Below are 20,265 nucleotides of genomic sequence, written 5' to 3'. Positions count from 1 at the left end.
ACCTCACCGTCAGTCGTGCACCAAGCAACGCTTGTGCTCGATGTGATATTCAAACTCGCTACGGAAATGCTTAAGAAAGCCCTGCACTGGCCATGCGGCTGCTTCACCAAGTGCACAAATTGTGCGACCGGCAATGTTCTCGCATAGGTCAAGCAATAAATCCAAGTCCTCCGGACGCCCTTCCCCTTTTTCGATACGGTGAATGATTCGGTATAACCAGCCAGTGCCTTCACGACACGGCGTGCATTGGCCACATGACTCTTCAAAATAAAAATAGGACAAACGTTCCAGTGCGCGCACCATGCAGGTATTGTCATCCATGATGATAATTGCACCGGTACCCAGCATAGAACCTGCTTTAGCGATGGAATCATAGTCCATATCAAGGTCCATCATAATCTCGCCAGGTAAAACTGGCATGGAAGATCCACCGGGTATGCAGGCTTTTAGTTTGCGGCCGCCGCGCATACCACCGGCCATTTCCAACAATGTTTTGAACGGCGTTCCAAGAGGAACTTCAAAGTTTCCAGGTTTGTTGACGTGGCCGGAAATGGAAAATAATTTAATTCCACCATTATTTGGTCTGCCCAGTTCCAGGAAGTTTTGCCCGCCGTTATTAATTATGTAAGGAATGCTGGCGAAGGTCTCGGTGTTATTAATGTTAGTTGGTTTGCCATATAAACCAAAACTTGCGGGAAATGGTGGCTTGAAACGCGGCTGACCTTTTTTTCCTTCGATTGATTCCAGCAATGCAGTTTCTTCGCCACAAATGTAGGCACCATAGCCCAGATGATTATGCAGCTCGAAATTGAAGTCGCTGCCGAGTATATTGTTACCCATATAGCCCATTGCACGCGCTTCCTCACCAGCCGCTTCCATGCGTTCATAGGCCTCAAAAATCTCGCCATGCACATAGTTGTAACCTACCTTAATTCCCATAGCATAGGCAGCGATAGCCATGCCTTCTATGAGAATGTGCGGGTTGAAACGCATAATATCTCTGTCCTTGAAGGTGCCCGGTTCACCTTCATCAGAATTGCACACCAGATATTTATCTCCCTGGTAGTTGCGCGGCATAAAGCTCCATTTCAGGCCAGTAGGGAAACCGGCGCCTCCGCGACCGCGCAAGCCGGAACTCTTGACTTCGGCGATGATAGCCTCGGACGTCATCTTTTCCGTCAATATTTTGCGCAGCGCTTGATAGCCACCCACTTTGAGGTAATTTTCCAGAGTCCATGGCTGGTCGAAATGCATAGTACCAAGAAGAATGGAAGTGCTCATTCTTTATCCAATTCCGCCAAGATTTGATCGATTTTTTCTTTGGTGAGATTTCCGCATGTCTTTTTGTTGTTGATCATAAATAGTGGCGCCTCATCACAGACGTTCTGACATTCGCCTTCGAGCAGACCAAATTTACCGTCAGCTGTTACTTCGCCAACTTCGATATCGAGCTTACTCTTAATATAATTCAATGTTTCAGTAGCTCCCACCAATTGGCAAGACAGATTGGTACATACCGTAAGCGTGTGCCGCCCCATAGGCTTGAGGTTATACATGTTATAAAAAGTCGCTACCTCGTATACACTTATCTGTGGCATGCAGAGATAGGATGCAACATCGGCCATATCCTCGGTGCTGATCCAACCCTTTTCATCTTGAACGAAACGTAACGCAGCCATTACGGCAGACTGCTTCCGATCGGGCGGATATTTCTTCAGCTCATGGTCTGTTTTTGCTCGAACTTGCTCGGATAACATCAAGAAACCTCTAAAAATGCCGTTGTCGCAAAAGCGAGAACTTTGCTTTTTGATGGGGCGTTCACAGGAAAGGAAAAATTAAAATAATTAGTGGTATTCATCAGCGGTCGACCTCACCAAAAACTATATCCTGCGTACCAATAATAGCCACTACATCAGCAATCATATGGCCACGTGCCATTTCATCCAGCGCAGCGATATGTGCAAAACCGGGAGCTCGAATTTTCAAACGATATGGCTTGTTCGCCCCATCGGAAATAATGTATATACCGAATTCACCTTTAGGATGCTCTACTGCCGCATAAGCCTCGCCGGATGGAATATGCATACCTTCAGTAAACAGCTTGAAATGGTGGATGAGCTCTTCCATATTTTGCTTCATCGACTCGCGATTTGGAGGTGCGACCTTGAAATTATTTACGATTACTGGACCGGGGTTCTGACGCAACCAGCTAATACATTGCTTGATAATACGATTTGACTGGCGCATCTCCTCTACACGCACTAGATATCGATCATAACAATCACCTTCGACTCCCACAGGAATATCGAAATCTAAACGGTTATATACTTCGTAAGGTTGTTTTTTTCGCAAATCCCAAGCAATACCGGAACCGCGTAGCATGGCGCCGCTGAAGCCCAGCGCTAGCGCGCGTTCCGGGGTGACCACACCGATTCCGACGGTACGTTGTTTCCAGATTCGGTTGTCGGTCAGTAAAGTCTCGTATTCATCCACACAGGTTGGAAAGCGAGTTATAAAATCTTCCATAAAGTCAAGTAATGAGCCTTCGCGGTTCTCATTCATTTTCTTTACAGCTTTGGCATTATGAACCTTGGATGCCTGATACATAGGCATAGAATCAGGTAAATCTCGATACACTCCGCCTGGCCGGTAATACGCTGCATGCAACCGCGCACCCGATACTGCCTCGTAAACATCCATCAAATCTTCGCGTTCACGGAAAGCATATAAAAACACGGTCATTGCGCCAATATCCAGCGCATGCGCTCCAAGCCACAGCAGATGATTCATAATTCGGGTGATTTCATCGAACATTACCCGAATATACTGAGCTCTCAGTGGAACTTCGAGAGCAAGCAGTTTTTCGATGGCCATGACGTAGGCATGCTCGTTGCACATCATCGACACGTAGTCGAGACGATCCATATAAGGTAGCGATTGCAGATACGTCTTATGCTCAGCCAGTTTCTCTGTACCGCGATGAAGCAAGCCAATATGTGGATCAGCGCGCTCAATTACTTCACCGTCTAGCTCCAGAACCAAGCGCAACACGCCATGTGCGGATGGGTGCTGCGGCCCAAAGTTCATGGTGTAATTTTTTATTTCAGCCATGGTAAAAGCCTTCGCCCATGTTGCCCAAGAAAGCAGAGGTCTGCATAATTCTTGGTAATGTGGTTATTGGTGTGCCCAAGTCGCTGTTGTTCAAGGCTCTGACTTTCATTTCACCCCCCCGTAATTGTTTTCACGAATGATACGGGGAACAAGTTCACGCGGTTCAATCACCACCGGTTGATAAATCACGCGCTGTTGTTCTGGGTCATAGCGCATTTCAACGTGACCTGACAATGGAAAATCTTTGCGGAAAGGGTTGCCAACAAATCCGTAATCGGTGAGAAGGCGACGTAAATCTGGATGACCTGTAAACACAATGCCATACAAATCGAATGCCTCGCGCTCATACCAGTTGGCACATGGCCAGATATTCACCACTGATCCCAGTATAGGCAGGTCATTGTCTGTAGCAAATACGCGCACACGTAAGCGGACGTTATGAGTTATCGATAACAGATGATAAACCACGGCAAATCGAGACGGATACGCTTCTGGAACAAAATCGGATTTTAGATACGCGCCGCCTTCGCAGACGTCACTTCCATAAGTAAAGTAATCCACCCCGCACAAATCCATCATTTGTTCGAAACATAAATCAGGATCGTCTCGCAAGCGCGTCAAAATTTCCAACATGTCAATGGCATTAATGACTAAGGTTAGCTCGCTCAGCGTATTTTCCAGACTAACTATTTGGTTAGTGAAAATCGAATTCAATTTATCAGTCAAGACGTTTAAATTAGCAGCCATGTTTTACACCAGTGTTGTGTGCATCAAATTAACGATGGTGTTTTGAGTTCGCGAATATCTAAAGCATGAACTGTCCGCACACTCCATAATGACAAACAGACTCTCATTTGAACGGGAACCAATAGCATCGTGACTTTTATCATATCTATTACACATAAGCTTAACGTGCAATTGTGTTAGTTCGTTTGATTTTGTTTTGCAATTGGATGATGCCATACAACAGTGCTTCAGCTGTCGGAGGGCAACCTGGTACGTATATATCTACAGGCACAATACGGTCGCAGCCTCGGACAACCGAATAGGAGTAATGGTAGTAGCCACCGCCATTAGCGCATGACCCCATAGAGATTACCCAACGTGGTTCTGCCATCTGGTCGTACACCTTGCGAAGCGCTGGCGCCATTTTATTGCACAGTGTACCTGCCACTATCATTACGTCAGACTGGCGCGGGCTGGGGCGGAACGTTATACCAAAGCGATCCAGATCATAACGCGAAGCGCCTGCCTGCATCATTTCTACCGCGCAGCATGCCAAGCCGAAAGTCATTGGCCACAAAGAACCAGTGCGTGCGTAATTGATTAGGACATCCAATGACGTGGTAACGATGCCCTTTTCCAGAACTCCTTCTATTCCCATTCCAAAGCGCCCTTTTTCCACTCGTAAATAAATCCGACTACGAGGATAGCCAAGAAAACTAACATAGAAACGTAACCAAACATGCCGATTTCCTTCAGTACCACTGCCCAAGGAAACATGAACGCGATCTCTAGATCGAACAAGATAAACAGGATAGCAACGAGATAATAACGCACGTCGAATTTCATTCGCGCGTCTTCAAATGCCCCAAAGCCACACTCGTAAGGCGCGAGCTTTGCGTTGTCTGGACGATTAGGCGCAGCTAGCCAGCCTAACAGCAAAGGCGCTACACCCATCGCAAGCGCAACGAGTATGAATAACAAGATCGGAAAATAGTTTTCCAACATCTGAGCCTCTCCCCCATACATTTGACGTCATACAAATTTGACGCACGGAATGCATTTCTAGCTTAGTTAACCAGAGCTCAGAAATGAGTATTTGGTGCCGATGAGCAGACTCGAACTGCTACAGCTTTCGCCACTAGCCCCTCAAGCTAGCGTGTCTACCAATTTCACCACATCGGCATAATTTTATTATTTTGGTATTTCTTGCGACTTCGTACCAGTTGTGTCTTCAGGTTTTAAAGCGGGCGTAGCTAGCGGCTGCACCGACTCTGACACCTCATGCTTATCCATTACGCCTTGAGATTGCGTTGGATTAGCGTAGATATATGTTAACGACATGCTGGTAATAAAAAATATCCCCGCAGCTACCCCCGTACTACGACTAAGGAAATTGGCTGAACCGCTTGAACCAAAAACACTTCCAGCTGAACCTGTGCCAAAGGCAGCGCCCATGTCCGCCCCTTTGCCATGCTGCACCAGTACAAGACCAACCAGTACTATCGCAGCTAAAACATGTACAGCCCAAACAAAACTTTCCACGTACTACTCCAAAATATCGAAATTTATTTTTGCCCAGCGTTGCAAATAGCCAGGAAATCTTCAGCAACTAGTGATGCACCACCAATTAACCCGCCATCAATATCTGGCATGCTGAACAGTTCGGCTGCGTTGGTGGGATTAACACTACCACCGTAAAGTATACACAATGCTTGACCAAACTCCTCATCAAAACCAGCAATATTTTTGCGTATGAAAGCATGTACCTCTTGTGCCTGTTCTGGTGTGGCAGTCTTACCCGTACCTATAGCCCAGACGGGCTCATAGGCAATGACCGAAGTACGGAACGACTGCTCACCTAGCAGCTTGCTAACTTCAGCCAGCTGTTCCGTCACTACTGCCTCTGTGATCCCGGTTTCACGCTGCTCCAACGTTTCACCAACACAGATGATGGGCAGCAACCCTGCCTTTTGAACTGAAGCGAATTTTTCCGCTACCAGCTGGCTACTTTCACCAAACAAATTTCGTCGCTCGGAATGTCCAACGATCACGTAATCGCAGTTAAAGTCACTCAACATGGAAACCGACACCTCACCAGTGTAGGCTCCTTTATTAGCTTGGTGCACATTCTGCGCACCTAATTTTATGGACGTGCCATGTAGCAGTGACTGCGTTTGTGCCAAGTACGGGAAAGGCACACATACTGCGCAATCTACCCCCGGCATTTTTGCTACGCCATTTGCCACTTCTTTCAACAAAGTCTCATTGTTGGCCAGCGCCCCATTCATCTTCCAATTTCCGACAATGAATTTGCGTTGCATTTTAACTGAGCCTTTCAAAACAACGAAAGGCGGCTATGCTACCCGTGAAAATACAAACGGTCAATCGCACTCCCGACGCGTCATTTGTGCTGCATTAAATTTCTTTGGGCTATCAGCCATAAACTGTTTTGTTGTCAATCTGTTATAAGAATGGAGGATTCCGCCTATTGTTTGTGCTGATTGACACAGGGAGCAGAGGTGTATTTTTTTCGCAAATGTTACGGAGACTCTCTTTCAACTGGCTTGCACAAGTCTTATCGAGTAATACATCTTGTCAGCCAAGCTAATCCTGGGTGCTAATAATGCAGAATCAGTGAATGCATCTGTTCAGACAGCCGTATTTGACATGCTCCAACCTCATGGGGGCCATGACGCATAGTTCTGATTCGACTCCGACTCGCACCTTTTATTTTGGTCAAAATTCATATGATATGATTCTCGACACAAAAGCTATTGTTGATACATTTATTTACCCGATCAAGTGCGCTACGGCGATTATTTCCACGATAGCAGTTCGAGTTGTCTGTGATGTTGGCGTAAAAATGTGCCTATCATTTGTATCAAGGTCGATGTGCACGACGCTCACGAAGCCAGCTGTTCGCACCCCGCCTGATTTGTGATACCGTGCCCGCCACGAGCACTCCGAACTACAGTCTACCGCAGGACAACGGTGCTTGAACGCACTGCAGTTAGCTAAAAACTTTTGGAAATTTTGCCACGTTGTTCGCGACTACTGCGCGCTAATTACATAATTATAAAAACTGATTTTTTGTGAAAGTTTAACGATGGATTATGTCTCTATCCACTTTATCGTCACGCCGGTATCGTATATGTTAAGTCCTCTGCAATGTTGGGTTTTTATTTCATTCGGCCCGGCTGGATTTTAGTTAACCATGCCGCCTTGTCTAGTGTGCGCAACGCGCGTGCGATTACGATTTGATCGCATTGCGCGCTGCCGCTTATGGCTTCTACCACCAACTCCGCACTAAGGCACAGCCGCAGTGCACTGATCGGCACGCCGTCCAATATGCCGCAGGCAACTGGCTGACCTAACTGGCAGCGCAGCATGGCGATATCCGCAGGAATATCCACTGTGACATCATCCCTTAACAGTGCCTTATGCACGGCTTGTGTTTCATCACGGTGCAAAGGTTGCCGAAGATTGGTGGCAGTGTGATACAGCAAAAAAGGAAAAATGGTCGGGATTTCGTCCCAGCTGCCGCTTGGTACCAATGGCTGGCGGTCAAGTTTAGGCGTCGGTAACGCTTCAAACGCGGGATCGGTTCTCAAACGCTGTTGCACGGCAGCACAAAATGCCTGAAGGAAGTTACGTACTGCTGTCGAGGGTAGCTGATGAAATGTGCGCATGGTTTCTAACGCGGCTTCCCAGCGTAGCAGCAATCCCAAGGGGGGTGTTGCTTCGATGTTCAGTGCTAATAGTGGTGTTGCGGCAGGTGTACACAACACCGCAGAGAATGCTGGTCCGCCCATGAATTTTGATCCGGTCAGTGCTACGAAACAGCCTTGTTGCAGGTAAGCGCACAGGGTTTTCGAGCTTAACCGAAACTGGCAGGCATCCACCAGTACCTGAAGTTGAGGAAAGTTTTGACGCATGTCGAGTAGTGCTGCCGTACTCGGTGCAATCAGCCCGGTTTTGCTTTGGTCTACAGCCACCAGTAGTGCCGGTAATTTTTTTGCTTGCGTTGCGATTACGTAAGCCAGCATTTCAGCGTCTATTTGGACGTTTGTTTTTGCCTTGCCCGATAAGTCGCGCAACGGTACCTCGACTACGTCAACATTGGTAACTCTGCTGAGTGCAGCTTGCACACCTCTACCGGTTTCTGAGGCTTCAACAGATATCACCAGCAGTTTCTGCCCATTTTGTGCAACTATCCGCGCGGCGATCAGTGCATGCAAATCTGTCCCAGAAGCAGCGAATTCCAGATGCACACTGGGTTGTTTTTTCAGTCCGTATAAGGTGATTATCTCATTGCGCAAGCGCTGCCATTCTTGTATTAAAGTGTCTGGCGCTTCTGCCAGCCGGTTGCGCAAGCGTTCGGCCGCGGCTAAACTCGCCAGCGAAATCACCGATGCAGTGGAAGAGCCAAATGCTGCTATCGCTGGGTCTGGATTCAGGCCGCAGCCATAGCGGTTGACGCCCGATATCGGGTCGAGCGCAATTCGAGCGTCACCATCAGCAACCAACAGTTGTTCGGTGCTGGGTAGAAGTGCTGATGTTGCCACGCTTTCAGCCCACCCGATGATCCTTAGCCGCATGTCGTTCTAGCATCTGGCGGAAAGCCGCAAATACTTTCTGCATCTGTGGTTTTTTGTAGGGGTATAAATCTATCGGATCCATGTCATGCACCACCATGCCCACGTCCACCTCAAACGCCAGTAATTTTCCATTCGGTGTTTCAGCGCAATCAATTCCGAAATAAGCCAGCCCGACTTGGTCGGCCAGTGCCTGGAATGTCTCGGCATGGCGGCGCGCAAATCCTTCGTCAAAATCAGCCATAAAACTGGCTTCTTCGGCGCGTTTTTGTGCGCTGTCCTCCATGCCAGCATTCAGATAATGGATCATCCAGTCGTCTGAGATGGCTAGATGGCAGGCATAAGGCTTTCCGTCTACTAACATGATACGGTATTTGCGGTATTGCCCGTCAGCACTGCGGTAATCCACAAAAGGCGCTAGATAGAACATCGCCTCTGTTTGTGTATTCAAATAAGTAATGATGTCCGCGGCTGACTCACATTTGACCAGCGAATGCCCAGCATGAGAGTCCACTGGGCGCAGAATAATGGGGAAAATAGCGCTTTCCAGCAGGCAATTTAGTGAAGTTTCGCCACGCGCTAATTGCTCCAGCCCTGTCCGCTCAATCCGCACGGTTTGCGGCATGATCAGGCCGGGCAAAGATTTCAGCCATGCCCAAGCACCATCGCGCGACATGCGGCGAATGGCAGCGGGGGCGTTAACCACAGGGCGCGGCCACTCGACAAGTATTTTTTCCATGTGTTGCAGTAGAGGATCATTGTATTCCGACTGGTTGACAGCGCAAAACAGTAAGTCATGTTCTGGAATCCATTTCGGCGAAGCCAAGCCAAGGCTAATGTAAAGAATGTAAACATCCACATCGGACCCTTCCAGCAGGCAATCCAGAGGCGCATTTGCCATCAGGTTACCCGGCCCCATAATGACCAGTATTCGCAAACCCGATGCTTCGCACGAGGTAGGTAAATGGTACAGCTGCTGCATTTGCAAAGCCTGCGCTTGTACACCCATTGCCAAGTCGTGCTGCATCATCAGTTGCAGTACAATGGACAAATCCAGCATGGAATTGGCGTCATCAGCATGGGCCGTGGCGCGCGCTATCAACTCTTTTTTTAGAGGCATCAAATCGGCACCGGATAACGCCATTCGCATTAGTGGCGCTAGCCCCAGCAATGGCGGATGCGGGGGTGATGTACCAAAAGGCAACGAGATTTTCTGGGTCATAATGTATGTAGTTCAAGTAAAGGTTTTGCCAAAATCCAATGTGGCTGTCACCAGTGCATCGATATCCTTAGCTTGAGTTCGGTGGTTGACAATTGCAGCGCGAATCGCAACCACGCCGCGCACCGTGGTGGTCGAAGGCGCTACGATACCAGATTCCTGCAATGCCACCACGATGTCTGCGTTAACCCGATCGGCGTTTTTACAGCGATAGCGAAAACAAACAATATTCAGCGTCACTGGCGCCAGCAGCTCCAACTCCGCTTCTCTTTTGATATGCTGCTCAAGCTGGCGGGCTAGTGTACAAGTATGGGAAATTACCGTACCCAAATGTGCCGCGCCATATACCTTGAGTGCAAACCATACCTTAAGTGCACGAAAGCCGCGCGACAAATCAGTACCAAAGTCGCACGGCCAGGGCGAACCAGCCGCCATGCCGCGTGTAGCGCGCTTGAGATAGGCCGCTGGAGCGGAAAAAGTTGCCTCATGTCGCACGCCATCGCGTACCAGAATAAACCCCGCATCGTAAGGTGCCTGCCCCCATTTGTGAAAATCGAACGCGATCGAATCAGCCTGCTCAATGCCTGCCAGCAGCGGGGCAATGTCCGGCGCCAGCATGGCCAGCGCGGCATACGCGCCATCCACATGCAGCCAAAGCCTTTCGCGACGGGCAACCTCAGCCAATGCGATCAATGGGTCAATTGCGCCCACATCTACCGTGCCCGCCGAAGCTGCGATAAAAAATGGTGTATATCCCTGCTGCCGATCTGCGGCAATGGCGTACTCCAGCGCTTTCACATCCATGCGGTGTAAATCATCCACGTCAATCATGCGCAACGCCGCTGTGCCCAACCCGGCAACATCCATGGCTTGGGCAATGGAACAGTGCGCGCCGGTTGAAGTGTATGCCACCAATCGTCGTCTATCGCTTGTTAGTCCGTTACGGCGCATCTCGATGCCCAGCGCAGTCGCGCGCGCCACCAGCACACCGATCAGATTGGCCTGCGAAGTGCCGGTAACAAACAATCCGCTTGCCCCAAGCGGAAAACCAAACAAATCGCGCACCCATGCCGTCACTTGGCGTTCCACTTCAAGCGGAATCTGGTCACGACCGCCCAGATTGGCATTCAACCCAGCCGCCAGCATTTCTGCCAGCATTCCCACCGGGTTGCCGCCTCCATGCACCCACCCCATAAAACCGGGATGTGTGTTGCCCACGGTATAAGGCAACACTTGTTGCATGAATAGTTCATGTACCTCTGGCAACGACATCGGTGTTGTTAACAATGGCGTATTAAACGCGGCACGTACCTCATCTGGAATCGGCTGCCATACTGGACGTTCGCGCGTTTTTTCCAGATAATCCAGCATGTCGTCGAGCATACGATGTGCATCTGCCCGAAAAGCTTTCCAGTCAGCGGGATCCAGTGTGTTGTCTTGGGTATTTATGGGGAGCCTCTATCGGGTTTATCGAGATAAGTTTGGTTACAGCCCGGGATCACATATGATCGCTAAACATCTGACCATTCGCTTAATATACCAAGGGATGAAAGCAACAGATAGTGTTGCCCTGTTCGATGACGGTAGCAGACACAGAGAAAGTTGGTGCGGGTGAACCTTTGATCCGAAGACAACGCAGTTGGGCTGAATTAAATGGAGCCGCATCACAGGTTTGAGGTGTACAGTTGCGTTAGCAACATGCTGATGCAGAGTGGGACGCATAAGGCTGGGTTCTCGTTGCGACTGAAGAAATAAGCATATTCGTGCCTGCCGCCAGGCCAAATGTGTGTGAGGTGTTAAGATTTGTTTTATGCAGTTCTACTGGGCTTCTTTCGGGAGGCAAACAAACGTTATAAATCAGCTTTTTCGGCTGTCCCGCTCTAATGCAGGTTGCGGGACAATCTGACCGAAGCTGTATATTGCCTGAAATATATAAACTTCATTGAGACTCAATATGATTGACTTTATAGTCTTGAGAGAAAAATCTGGATATCAACACTTGCCCTTTTTGATTTATGTGATTTATTCAACAATGCGCATTTCCATGCGCTCACCTTTCACTTAGTTGTTAAGTTCACTCGGGAGCAAAGCAAACAGCAGTTATCTTATGGCCATCAGGATCACGCAGATAAGATGCATAAGCATTTGGAGCAAAGCTACGTGGACCAGGCGCACCTTCATCAATGCCGCCGTTGGCCAAACCGGCTTCATGGAACTTATGTACCGCATCCCGGCTAGCTGCTGCAAATCCAACAGTTCCACCATTTGCACTAGAGGCAGACTCACCATTTGATGGTGTGAGGATCACAAGTTCAAAAGATTCTTTACCGTACATCGTGGCTGTATCGTGAAGTTTGCCAAGATTGTTGATACCTAGTGTGCCTAATACAGCATCGTAAAAATTAACCGCTGCATCATAATTATTAGTACCTAATGTAACGTGAGTAAAAATTGTCATTTCAGCTTTCTAAATTAAAATTAATTTTTAAGTGAGTTAATTACAGGAAATTGTTAGCTACCCGAAGAATGCTTTGTTTGACCGATTTAAAGCTCCGAAACGCAATTGGTTCAGAGGTCAATTTAGATCAGATCGGGCTACCTGACCGTCTATAATTGCTAAGCAATGCATCAATCGTCCTTGTCCAGTTCTGCATCCCATCCCATGCTACGTGCGGTCGTGATGGCGTGCGCATACAAGCTCGCATGTTTCTCACGCAGATTTTCTGGTAGTCGGCTGGGCAGGTGTGCGTAGGGGTCCCAGGCGGCATAAACTTGTTCGTATAAATTTTGCATTCTTGCAGAATCCCAGCCTGCACAGGTTTCTGTTTCGGGCAAAATACCGAATACCCAGGCATCACGCACAATGCGTCCTAAATGGGTCAATCCGCCCTGTGCGTCATTGTCAACGCCGACATAAAGTTGTAGTGTCATCTTGTAAGTCCTGCATAAAGTGCGGGTAATTTTTCCGGAAGCCGTTCTACATGGTCTAACACGATGTAATTTTTGGCTCCAAAAATCCGGGAAACGTATTGATCTGCTTTGGGGTCGAGTGAAATGCAGAAAGTGGTCACGCCGGAACGAGCCGCTTCCTCCACGGCTTTTTTGGCATCGAAACGTAAGTACTGTGGATCACGCACATCTATGTCTGCCGGCTCGCCGTCGGTAATCAAAAGCAATAATTTTTTGGTAGATTTCTGCAATTTCAGATAATGCCCAGCATGGCGTATGGCGGCTCCCATGCGCGTGGAAAACTGCCCCTTCATACCCGCCAAACGTGATTTCGGGATGTCATTATAAGTTTGATCGAAATCTTTGAAGCGAGAATACTCCACTTTGTGGCGCCCGTCCGAGAAAAAACCGTGAATCGCGAATGGGTCACCAATTTTGTTGATCGCGTCTGCGAGCAACACGGTGGCCTGTCGTTGCAAATCAAGAATGCTGTATTCTTGCCCAGCCACTTTCTCGTTGGTCGACTCGGATAAGTCCAGCAAAACCATCACCGAAATGTCGCGCACCTTACGCACTGAGCGCATCATGATGCGTTGATCAGGTTGCTGCCCCATGCGAATATCGATCATAGCCCGAATAGCGGCATTTACATCAAGCTCGTCACCATCTTCCAGCTTGCGAATACGAGTAACACCCTGCGGTTGCAGCGCATCCAGCAGAAACTTCAAGCGGTTTGTAGTCCTCTTGTGTTGCAAGGTGATGTCGTCAATCAACTGCAAGTCGCCAGCCTTCGGCCGCTTTTCCTGCAGGGTAACCCAGGAAGGACGTTCAAGCTGTATCTGGTAGTCCCATTCTGAGTAATGATAAGGCTCGGACAGAGGCGCTTTGCCTTCCAGTTCGTTGAAAGATTTACCCATGTCTTCGTAGGGGAATAGCTCCGTGTCCAGAACCCAAATTTCTTCCGCATCGTCACCGGCGTTTTCGACTTCGACTTCATTGGCAAGCTCAACTGCGCTGACATATTTGCGAACCTGCTTGGTAGTATTATATCCAGCCGCCATTGCCTTATCGAGATCAAACTCCTCGAATTCCCATATATAACGATTGTCGTCACGGTAAGGCGTAGTGAGTATATCGCTGCGGGGAGCAAAGCCAATATGTCTGGCCATGAACTCATGCGCTAGTTGTATCCCTATATCCCATGAGATCAGGTTTGTGTTGAGGCGCTCTGTAGCCATTTTGAATAATATACGCCCTTGGATTATCCAGGGATCATTGTCAGAATAACTATCGTCAAGCAGAGCGCGTGCCAGACGATTAAGCAAATCTCCTGCAGTGCTGCCCTGATCGGCAGTAATAATGTGGAATTTCGCCCACAAATGCTTGAGACCGGGGAACTTGCGCACAGCCAGTGTTTCAACACGTGCGTCCTCAATCACGCTGATAACCGCCATCTGCCAGGAATTAAGCGACTCGGTTGAAATTGGTTCGTTGGTATAGACAATGTGAGCAGCACAATGAGCAGCGGCAGCGCGATAAACTTCCAAGCCAGGTAATTTAGTTTCGCCCACGACGAAATCATCATAAGCATCCGGTATATGCAGAAGATAGCCCTCGATAAAAGGCCGGTAGCCTTCCCTTGACTCGAAGTCTCCGGAAGTGGGTCTCATGAAGAAGTCGCGTGCCCACAATGCGCGTAGATACATGTTGATGCGACGTTGAACATCAATAAACAGCGTACCCTTTCGTTCCTTTTGCAGCATGGCCAGGGATTCTTTAGACGCCAAACTGAAATAGCTAGCCTGCTCTGGATAATTGGTGCGGTAAGCATGTGCGCCCCACAGTGCCCAGCGACGTAAACCGCCCAAAGTAAGCTGACTAAACAGCATTTCCAGGTTTTCGAGCATCGGCCGCATACTGCGCGGTGCTTGAGACACCAAAGTATTAAGGAATTGCAGGTAGGAACGGAACAAGGCTTCATCGCCGAGACGGTTGGCCGCTGTAGGTGCCGTGCTGAGAACCAGCTCGATTACTCCGCCAGAGGTTTTGGAGGCCATCGCCAGCGCATTTTGCACTAGATCCGGTATGGTATCCTCGCCGATCTCCTTGGCTACCAGCGGCGCATGGTCGATCCAGGTGGCAATCAGGTTGTCGCCTTTGCCCAGGCTCTTCAGAGCGGAAGCACCCTTGAGGTAATTATCCAGACCACGTGCGCTAAAAACCTTGGTGGCTTCGTGCCACGAAGAGTGCAGGTTCTCCAGCAATTGAGGAGAGAGTGAGTCAAGCAATTCCTGATAGTCTTTAAGTCTGATTGACATGGTTACTCCACCAGTAAAGACATTAATATGTAACTCGCGAAGCGATTCGTATGCTTCCTCACCCACTGGGAAAAGGTAGATGTGAGGGAAACAGCGGGCACACCGAGTTTTATCATCGGGGGCGGTATCTTTGCCATGCCCGTTAGAGTCGGAGCGGAATCAAAAGAATGTAGTCACCGCAGCATCCAGCGCATCGCGCATGTCGGGATCATCGGTGATTGGTCTTACCAGCGCTACACGGCAAGCCTTGACAGGATCGACGCCAGTGGCGATAAGGCTGCCTGCATAAATCAACATACGAGTCGAGATCCCTTCGTCCAGCCCGTGCCCTTTCAGATTGCGTGCGCGCTCGGCGATAGAAACCAGCTTGCCGGCAACTTCGGAAGTAACGCTTGTTTCATGAGAAACTATCTCGGTTTCAATGTTGTGGTCGGGATAGTTGAAGTCGAGGCCACCGAAACGTTGCTTGGTTGATTGCTTCAGATCCTTCATCAAACTTTGATAGCCAGGATTGTAGGAAATTACCAACTGGAAATCAGAGTGAGCATGCAACAGTTCACCTTTTTTTTCTAGCGGCAGAACGCGGCGATTGTCGGTCAACGGGTGGATTACTACTGTTGTATCCTGACGCGCCTCAACTACTTCGTCGAGATAGCAAATTGCACCATGGCGTGAGGCGATGGCTAGAGGGCCATCTTGCCAGTGGGTGCCGTTTGCATCGAGTAGAAAGCGTCCAACCAGATCAGATGCGGTCATATCTTCATTGCAGGCTACCGTGATCAGGGGCTTACCCAGTTTCCATGCCATGTGTTCAACAAAGCGAGTTTTGCCGCAGCCGGTAGGGCCTTTCAGCATCATTGGCATGCGCACTGAATATGCAGCCTCATACAGCTCTATCTCGTCAGAGACGGGACGATAGTAAGGCACTTGTTTAATCCTGTATTGCTCGATGATGTCGCTCATTTCAGTTCCCGTCTTTTTAATCGTTTTTAACCCAGGGGAGCAAATGCCCGCTTATGGGCAGTCACTTGCGTCCATGTGCTAAATGGCACTTCTAAAAATCAAACTTTTGTCACAATACTGCGTTACTCGAAAAAAATTATCGTTTACAAATAAACCATATGCTGCGCTCAAATTTTTTACTCGCGCCTTGTCTTGCCTAGAAAGTTGAATTTTTAAAAACGCTTTAAATAGTAATTTTGGCGAGGCAAAAAAATTTCCTGCCGTCTGCAAAATAGCAAGCAGGCGGCAGGAAAAATATTATTTTATACAGTTTTGCCGCGGAAAATTACCATGGCTGCACCTTGTGACTGGTTGAGGTTGTTGTAACCAACCAGACGCACGTGGTTATTGGGGTTTGCTTTGCGGCAAGCTTCGGCTTCAGCCAGCACCTTGGACACATCGGTTTCACCAAACATTGGTAATTTCCACATATACCAATAATAGTCCATTAAAAATTCTGGCTCGGTATGCTCTATCGCAGGGTTCCACCCTTTGGAAATCAGGTACTGCACCTGTTTTTTGATTTCATCTTCAGTCATAGCAGGCAAGTAGGAGAATGTTTCGAACTTGCGACTAGCCGGATCGCTTAGACGCGATTTGTAATCCATTACTTCACTCATGATTTACTCCTTATTATTTAGTTATAGGGCAGACCGCAGCCCGCCACTATTAGTAGTTAGATTACTTATGAGCCACGTCCAGCTTATCAACGGTGTCGAACTCAAATTTGATTTCTTTCCAAGTTTCCATGGCGATCTTCAGTTCCGGGCTGCTTGCTGCGGCCTTTGTCAAGATAGCTTTACCTTCCTTCTCGACATCAGTACCCTCGTTACGCGCTGCTACGCAAGCTTCCAGAGCTACGCGATTGGCTGCGGCACCTGCAGCGTTACCCCATGGGTGCCCCAGCGTTCCACCACCAAACTGTAGTACGGAATCATCTCCGAAGATGCCAACCAGTGCTGGCATGTGCCAGACATGGATACCGCCAGAGGCAACTGGGAGCACGCCCGGCATGGAACCCCAGTCTTGATCGAAGAACAGGCCGCGACTGCGGTCTTCCTTGATAAATTCGTCGCGCATGGTATCGATCCAGCCGAGTGTGGCGTCACGATCGCCTTCCAGCTTTCCTACAACGGTACCGGAGTGCAGGTGGTCACCACCGGAAAGACGCAGAACCTTGGTCAGCACGCGGAAGTGAATACCATGGTGCGGGTTACGGTCGAGAACGGCGTGCATGGCACGATGGATATGCAACAGCATGCCATTCTTGCGACACCAGTTGGCCAAGCCTGTGTTAGCCGTCAGGCCGCCGGTAAGGTAGTCGTGCATAATGATCGGTGCGCCGATTTCCTTGGCGAACTCAGCACGCTCGTACATCATTTCGGGCGTAGGAGCCGTTACATTCAAGTAGTGTCCTTTACGCTCTCCAGTCTCGCGTTCAGCTTTCAATGTCGCGTTTTGAACAAACTCAAAACGATCGCGCCAACGCATGAATGGCTGGCTATTAACGTTTTCGTCATCCTTGGTGAAGTCCAGGCCACCGCGCAAGCATTCGTAAACGGCACGACCGTAATTCTTGGCAGACAGACCCAGCTTGGGTTTAATAGTGCAACCCAGCAATGGACGGCCATATTTGTTCATCTTGTCGCGCTCGACTTGAATACCTTGAGGCGGGCCTCCGCAGGTTTTTACATAAGCTATCGGGAAGCGAACATCTTCCAGACGCAGGGCACGCAGTGCTTTAAATCCAAACACGTTTCCTACCAAGGAAGTCAGCACGTTGACCACAGAGCCTTCTTCGAACAGATCAATCGGATAGGCCACAAAAGCAAAGAAACAGGTATCATCACCAGGAACGTCTTCAATGCGATAAGCGCGACCTTTGTAGTAATCCAGATCAGTCAGCAGATCGGTCCATACTGTGGTCCAGGTTCCAGTGGAAGACTCGGCGGCAACAGCAGCGGCCAATTCTTCACGGGGCACCCCGGGTTGCGGAGTGATTTTAAAGCAGGCCAGGAGGTCGGTATCCAGAGGGGTGTATTCTGGCGTCCAGTATGTTTGCCTATATTCTTTCACACCGGCGTTGTAGGTCTTGACTGCCATTGTAGGCTCCTTGATTTCAAGTTAAACGTATACCGATCCTTTTGGAACGGCTTCTAGCTCATTTGAGCGTAGTAGAACTATAACGTGAGCTCGATCATAAATAACAATTGTAATTTTTAATATTAATGATAGATTAATGTCTATGATAAACAACGTGAACATGAAACACGCAACATTGCGCCAGCTGCAGGTGTTTGAGGCGGTTGCGCGCAATTTGAGCTTTACTCGCGCTGCGGACGAATTGCATCTTACGCAGCCTACCGTATCTATTCAGATCAAACAGTTAACAAATATTGTAGGTCTTCCGTTGTTAGAGCAAATCGGAAAACGGATTTTTTTGACTGATTTGGGTAAAGAATTGCTGACTGTGTGTCGTGATACTTTCGAGGGTCTGTCGCAATTTGAGATGCTGATATCGGACAGGAAAGGCATGAAAGCGGGAAAATTACGGTTGGCGGCAGTTACCACTGCCAAATATTTCATCCCGCGCTTTCTTGGATCATTTTACAAACGCTATCCTGGCATTGAAGTTTCCCTGAATGTCACCAACAGAGAAATGATATTGCATCGACTGGAAAACAACGAAGATGATTTATATATCCTGGGACAGCCGCCTGAGCACATAGAGGTGCATGCCGATTCTTTTATGGAAAATCCGTTGGTAGTTCTGGCACCGTACGATCACCCTTTGTCAGGAAAGAAGAATATTCCATTGTCTCGCTTGGCAGAAGAGCCCTTCTTGATGCGTGAGCTGGGATCGGGTACCCGGCTTGCCCTCGAGCGGTTTTTTAACGAGCAGGGGTTGGCGCTAAAAATTAGGATGGAGTTAGGCAGCAGTGCAGCCATCAAACTGGCAGTGTCGGGCGGATTAGGTATAGCTGTGCTGTCAGCGCATACGCTGGCGCTGGAACGAAACAGCAAAGAACTCTCCATATTGGATGTAGTAGGATTCCCCATCAGGCGACAATGGTATGCCGTGTATCCTGCCGAAAAAAGGTTGTCGGTGGTTGGTGGCGCTTTTTTGGACTTTTTGAAGCAGGCAAGCCGAGCAGAAGCGAACCGCTACCTGACCGGTATTCCAGGATTTTTACCAATGGGTGAGAATGAAGCCGGTTCTGTCGAAAAAACCAAGCCTCATTGCTTGTAAATGGGTTGTCTAGTCATGTTTTTAAAATATATATTTTAAAAACAGCGTTCATGAATAAAGACCAACTAAAAAAATTAGAAGCCGACTTATGGAGTGCCGCCGACAAGTTGCGTGCCAATTCCGACCTGAAATCCAGCGAATACGCCACCCCGGGGCTTGGGCTGATCTTCCTTAAGTTTGCCGACAATAACTACCGGCGCTTTGAAGCGGATATTCATGCCGGGTACACGAAGCTCAAAGGTTCGCGGCGCGAGAAGAAAGTTTCCGACATCGCCATTGAAAAGTGCGGGTTTTATCTGCCCGACCACGCGTGCTATGAACACCTGCTGAACCTGCCGGAAGAAAAGAACATCGCCAGAGCGCTGAAGGAGGCGATGAAGGTCATTGAGGAACACAAGCCCGATCTTGAGGGCGTGCTGCCCAAGGACGAATATGCCGCGTTGACACGCACAGACAAGACCATCCCGCAGCAGTTGCCGCGCACCTTTGCCGATATTCCCGCCAATGCCACCGGTGATTTATTTGGACAGATTTACGAATACTTTCTTTCCGAATTCGCGCGCAGCGAAGGCCGGAAGTGCGGTAAGTTCTTCACGCCCCGCTCCGCGTGGTACGTCTGATGGTCGAGATCATCGAGCCGCACGGCAGCAAAGTGTTCGACGAAATCGCTGCTGCATCGTTTGCTGGCAGAACAACCCAAGGTGTTGGTGCAGGACTGGTACAAGGATACGCAAACCCAGAAGATGGTGCGCTCCGCCGTTGAGAAAGTTCTGGATAGTAATTTGCCAGAAAGTTATGACCGCGTGCTGTTCCGGGAGAAATGTGACAGCGTGTTTTACCTGATGCTCGATTATGCGAGCCATGGCAGGAAGTGGGCGGCTTAAGTTTGTTATGCGACCTTAAGTTTATTTTCGACTTAGATAAAACTTTCTGGGTGAAGATGGTAACGGCAGAAAAGCGTATCGCCGATTACTACATCATGACCGGTTTGTACCGGTCAACTCTAGCAATCTGTCGGACTTAGAGATTCAAAAAGCCAATTCAAAGTCCAGATTGCTTAAAAAGCATTAAAATCAAGTTAAGTTTACCCAACTT

The 20,265-nt window shown here is 48.8% G+C and carries 20 protein-coding genes and 1 tRNA gene; 3 read left to right on the top strand and 18 right to left on the bottom strand.

The window, feature by feature from the left end; all coding sequences use genetic code 11:
* Positions 1–9: 9 nt before the first annotated feature.
* The 18 genes from nuoF to MJ770_RS04210 all read right to left on the bottom strand — a co-directional run bounded on the left by nuoF (position 10) and on the right by MJ770_RS04210 (position 18,023).
* Entirely contained in the window at positions 10–1,281 is a 1,272-nt protein-coding gene (gene nuoF / locus MJ770_RS04295) for an NADH-quinone oxidoreductase subunit NuoF (protein ID WP_239250367.1), read from the bottom strand.
* Positions 1,278–1,757 carry an NADH-quinone oxidoreductase subunit NuoE gene (gene nuoE / locus MJ770_RS04290; protein WP_239250366.1) on the bottom strand — a complete coding sequence of 160 codons (480 nt, stop codon included), beginning with the start codon at positions 1,755–1,757 and terminating at the stop codon, positions 1,278–1,280. The genes nuoF and nuoE overlap by 4 nt, the downstream gene beginning before the upstream one ends.
* Positions 1,758–1,857: 100 nt before the next feature.
* On the bottom strand, positions 1,858–3,111 hold the full coding sequence (locus tag MJ770_RS04285) for an NADH-quinone oxidoreductase subunit D (RefSeq protein ID WP_239250365.1): 1,254 nt from the start codon (positions 3,109–3,111) through the stop codon (positions 1,858–1,860).
* Positions 3,112–3,216: 105 nt separating this feature from the next.
* The gene (locus tag MJ770_RS04280; RefSeq protein WP_239250364.1) at positions 3,217–3,858 is read right to left on the bottom strand and encodes an NADH-quinone oxidoreductase subunit C; all 642 of its coding nucleotides are present in this window, start codon (positions 3,856–3,858) and stop codon (positions 3,217–3,219) included.
* 160 nt (positions 3,859–4,018) lie between these two features.
* Positions 4,019–4,495, bottom strand: a complete 477-nt coding sequence (locus MJ770_RS04275; protein WP_239250363.1) for a NuoB/complex I 20 kDa subunit family protein — start codon at positions 4,493–4,495, stop codon at positions 4,019–4,021.
* Positions 4,486–4,842: an NADH-quinone oxidoreductase subunit A gene (locus MJ770_RS04270; protein WP_239250362.1), complete on the bottom strand. Its 357-nt coding sequence runs from the start codon at positions 4,840–4,842 to the stop codon at positions 4,486–4,488. The genes MJ770_RS04275 and MJ770_RS04270 overlap by 10 nt, the downstream gene beginning before the upstream one ends.
* A gap of 92 nt (positions 4,843–4,934) precedes the next feature.
* A tRNA-Leu gene (locus MJ770_RS04265) sits at positions 4,935–5,019 on the bottom strand.
* A 9-nt stretch (positions 5,020–5,028) separates the two neighbouring features.
* A complete protein-coding gene (secG, locus tag MJ770_RS04260) occupies positions 5,029–5,379 on the bottom strand; it encodes a preprotein translocase subunit SecG (protein WP_239250361.1) in 351 nt (116 codons plus the stop codon).
* 23 nt (positions 5,380–5,402) lie between these two features.
* Positions 5,403–6,158, bottom strand: a complete 756-nt coding sequence (gene tpiA / locus MJ770_RS04255; protein ID WP_239250360.1) for a triose-phosphate isomerase — start codon at positions 6,156–6,158, stop codon at positions 5,403–5,405.
* 858 nt (positions 6,159–7,016) lie between these two features.
* Positions 7,017–8,402 carry a hypothetical protein gene (locus tag MJ770_RS04250; RefSeq protein WP_239250359.1) on the bottom strand — a complete coding sequence of 462 codons (1,386 nt, stop codon included), beginning with the start codon at positions 8,400–8,402 and terminating at the stop codon, positions 7,017–7,019.
* A gap of 4 nt (positions 8,403–8,406) precedes the next feature.
* Positions 8,407–9,654, bottom strand: coding sequence for an ATP-grasp domain-containing protein (locus MJ770_RS04245; RefSeq protein WP_239250358.1), 1,248 nt, complete (start codon positions 9,652–9,654; stop codon positions 8,407–8,409).
* Positions 9,655–9,666: 12 nt separating this feature from the next.
* Entirely contained in the window at positions 9,667–11,034 is a 1,368-nt protein-coding gene (locus MJ770_RS04240) for a pyridoxal phosphate-dependent decarboxylase family protein (RefSeq protein ID WP_239250357.1), read from the bottom strand.
* A gap of 691 nt (positions 11,035–11,725) precedes the next feature.
* Entirely contained in the window at positions 11,726–12,109 is a 384-nt protein-coding gene (locus tag MJ770_RS04235) for a VOC family protein (protein ID WP_239250356.1), read from the bottom strand.
* A 170-nt stretch (positions 12,110–12,279) separates the two neighbouring features.
* Positions 12,280–12,582: a hypothetical protein gene (locus tag MJ770_RS04230; RefSeq protein ID WP_239250355.1), complete on the bottom strand. Its 303-nt coding sequence runs from the start codon at positions 12,580–12,582 to the stop codon at positions 12,280–12,282.
* Positions 12,579–14,918, bottom strand: a complete 2,340-nt coding sequence (locus MJ770_RS04225; RefSeq protein WP_239250354.1) for a nitric oxide reductase activation protein NorD — start codon at positions 14,916–14,918, stop codon at positions 12,579–12,581. The genes MJ770_RS04230 and MJ770_RS04225 overlap by 4 nt, the downstream gene beginning before the upstream one ends.
* Positions 14,919–15,077: 159 nt before the next feature.
* Positions 15,078–15,881 carry a CbbQ/NirQ/NorQ/GpvN family protein gene (locus MJ770_RS04220; RefSeq protein WP_239250353.1) on the bottom strand — a complete coding sequence of 268 codons (804 nt, stop codon included), beginning with the start codon at positions 15,879–15,881 and terminating at the stop codon, positions 15,078–15,080.
* A gap of 302 nt (positions 15,882–16,183) precedes the next feature.
* Positions 16,184–16,540: a ribulose bisphosphate carboxylase small subunit gene (locus MJ770_RS04215; RefSeq protein ID WP_239250352.1), complete on the bottom strand. Its 357-nt coding sequence runs from the start codon at positions 16,538–16,540 to the stop codon at positions 16,184–16,186.
* 61 nt (positions 16,541–16,601) lie between these two features.
* Positions 16,602–18,023, bottom strand: a complete 1,422-nt coding sequence (locus tag MJ770_RS04210) for a form I ribulose bisphosphate carboxylase large subunit (RefSeq protein ID WP_239250351.1) — start codon at positions 18,021–18,023, stop codon at positions 16,602–16,604.
* A 136-nt stretch (positions 18,024–18,159) separates the two neighbouring features.
* Here MJ770_RS04210 and MJ770_RS04205 point away from each other — a divergent pair, with 136 nt between their 5' ends.
* The 3 genes from MJ770_RS04205 to MJ770_RS04195 are packed head-to-tail and all read left to right on the top strand — an operon-like array spanning position 18,160 to position 20,054.
* Entirely contained in the window at positions 18,160–19,170 is a 1,011-nt protein-coding gene (locus MJ770_RS04205; RefSeq protein ID WP_445083122.1) for a LysR substrate-binding domain-containing protein, read from the top strand.
* Positions 19,171–19,220: 50 nt separating this feature from the next.
* On the top strand, positions 19,221–19,790 hold the full coding sequence (locus MJ770_RS04200; protein ID WP_239250350.1) for a type I restriction-modification system subunit M N-terminal domain-containing protein: 570 nt from the start codon (positions 19,221–19,223) through the stop codon (positions 19,788–19,790).
* Positions 19,791–19,850: 60 nt separating this feature from the next.
* The gene (locus MJ770_RS04195; RefSeq protein ID WP_239250349.1) at positions 19,851–20,054 is read left to right on the top strand and encodes a hypothetical protein; all 204 of its coding nucleotides are present in this window, start codon (positions 19,851–19,853) and stop codon (positions 20,052–20,054) included.
* The last annotated feature ends 211 nt before the right edge of the window (positions 20,055–20,265 follow it).

The sequence above is a fragment of the Candidatus Nitrotoga sp. M5 genome, assembly GCF_927904885.1.
Lineage (GTDB): Bacteria > Pseudomonadota > Gammaproteobacteria > Burkholderiales > Gallionellaceae > Nitrotoga.
This window is presented reverse-complemented; position numbering and strand designations above follow the sequence as displayed.

Excerpts from the sequence above, each read along its gene's own strand:
- nuoF (WP_239250367.1), bottom strand. The coding sequence starts at position 1,281 with ATGAGCACTTCCATTCTTCTTGGTACTATGCATTTCGACCAGCCATGG.
- nuoE (WP_239250366.1), bottom strand. The coding sequence starts at position 1,757 with ATGTTATCCGAGCAAGTTCGAGCAAAAACAGACCATGAGCTGAAGAAA.
- MJ770_RS04285 (WP_239250365.1), bottom strand. The coding sequence starts at position 3,111 with ATGGCTGAAATAAAAAATTACACCATGAACTTTGGGCCGCAGCACCCA.
- MJ770_RS04280 (WP_239250364.1), bottom strand. The coding sequence starts at position 3,858 with ATGGCTGCTAATTTAAACGTCTTGACTGATAAATTGAATTCGATTTTC.
- MJ770_RS04275 (WP_239250363.1), bottom strand. The coding sequence starts at position 4,495 with ATGGGAATAGAAGGAGTTCTGGAAAAGGGCATCGTTACCACGTCATTG.
- MJ770_RS04270 (WP_239250362.1), bottom strand. The coding sequence starts at position 4,842 with ATGTTGGAAAACTATTTTCCGATCTTGTTATTCATACTCGTTGCGCTT.
- tpiA (WP_239250360.1), bottom strand. The coding sequence starts at position 6,158 with ATGCAACGCAAATTCATTGTCGGAAATTGGAAGATGAATGGGGCGCTG.
- MJ770_RS04245 (WP_239250358.1), bottom strand. The coding sequence starts at position 9,654 with ATGACCCAGAAAATCTCGTTGCCTTTTGGTACATCACCCCCGCATCCG.
- MJ770_RS04240 (WP_239250357.1), bottom strand. The coding sequence starts at position 11,034 with ATGCTCGACGACATGCTGGATTATCTGGAAAAAACGCGCGAACGTCCA.
- MJ770_RS04235 (WP_239250356.1), bottom strand. The coding sequence starts at position 12,109 with ATGACAATTTTTACTCACGTTACATTAGGTACTAATAATTATGATGCA.
- MJ770_RS04230 (WP_239250355.1), bottom strand. The coding sequence starts at position 12,582 with ATGACACTACAACTTTATGTCGGCGTTGACAATGACGCACAGGGCGGA.
- MJ770_RS04225 (WP_239250354.1), bottom strand. The coding sequence starts at position 14,918 with ATGTCAATCAGACTTAAAGACTATCAGGAATTGCTTGACTCACTCTCT.
- MJ770_RS04220 (WP_239250353.1), bottom strand. The coding sequence starts at position 15,881 with ATGAGCGACATCATCGAGCAATACAGGATTAAACAAGTGCCTTACTAT.
- MJ770_RS04215 (WP_239250352.1), bottom strand. The coding sequence starts at position 16,540 with ATGAGTGAAGTAATGGATTACAAATCGCGTCTAAGCGATCCGGCTAGT.
- MJ770_RS04210 (WP_239250351.1), bottom strand. The coding sequence starts at position 18,023 with ATGGCAGTCAAGACCTACAACGCCGGTGTGAAAGAATATAGGCAAACA.
- MJ770_RS04205 (WP_445083122.1), top strand. The coding sequence starts at position 18,160 with ATGTCTATGATAAACAACGTGAACATGAAACACGCAACATTGCGCCAG.
- MJ770_RS04200 (WP_239250350.1), top strand. The coding sequence starts at position 19,221 with ATGAATAAAGACCAACTAAAAAAATTAGAAGCCGACTTATGGAGTGCC.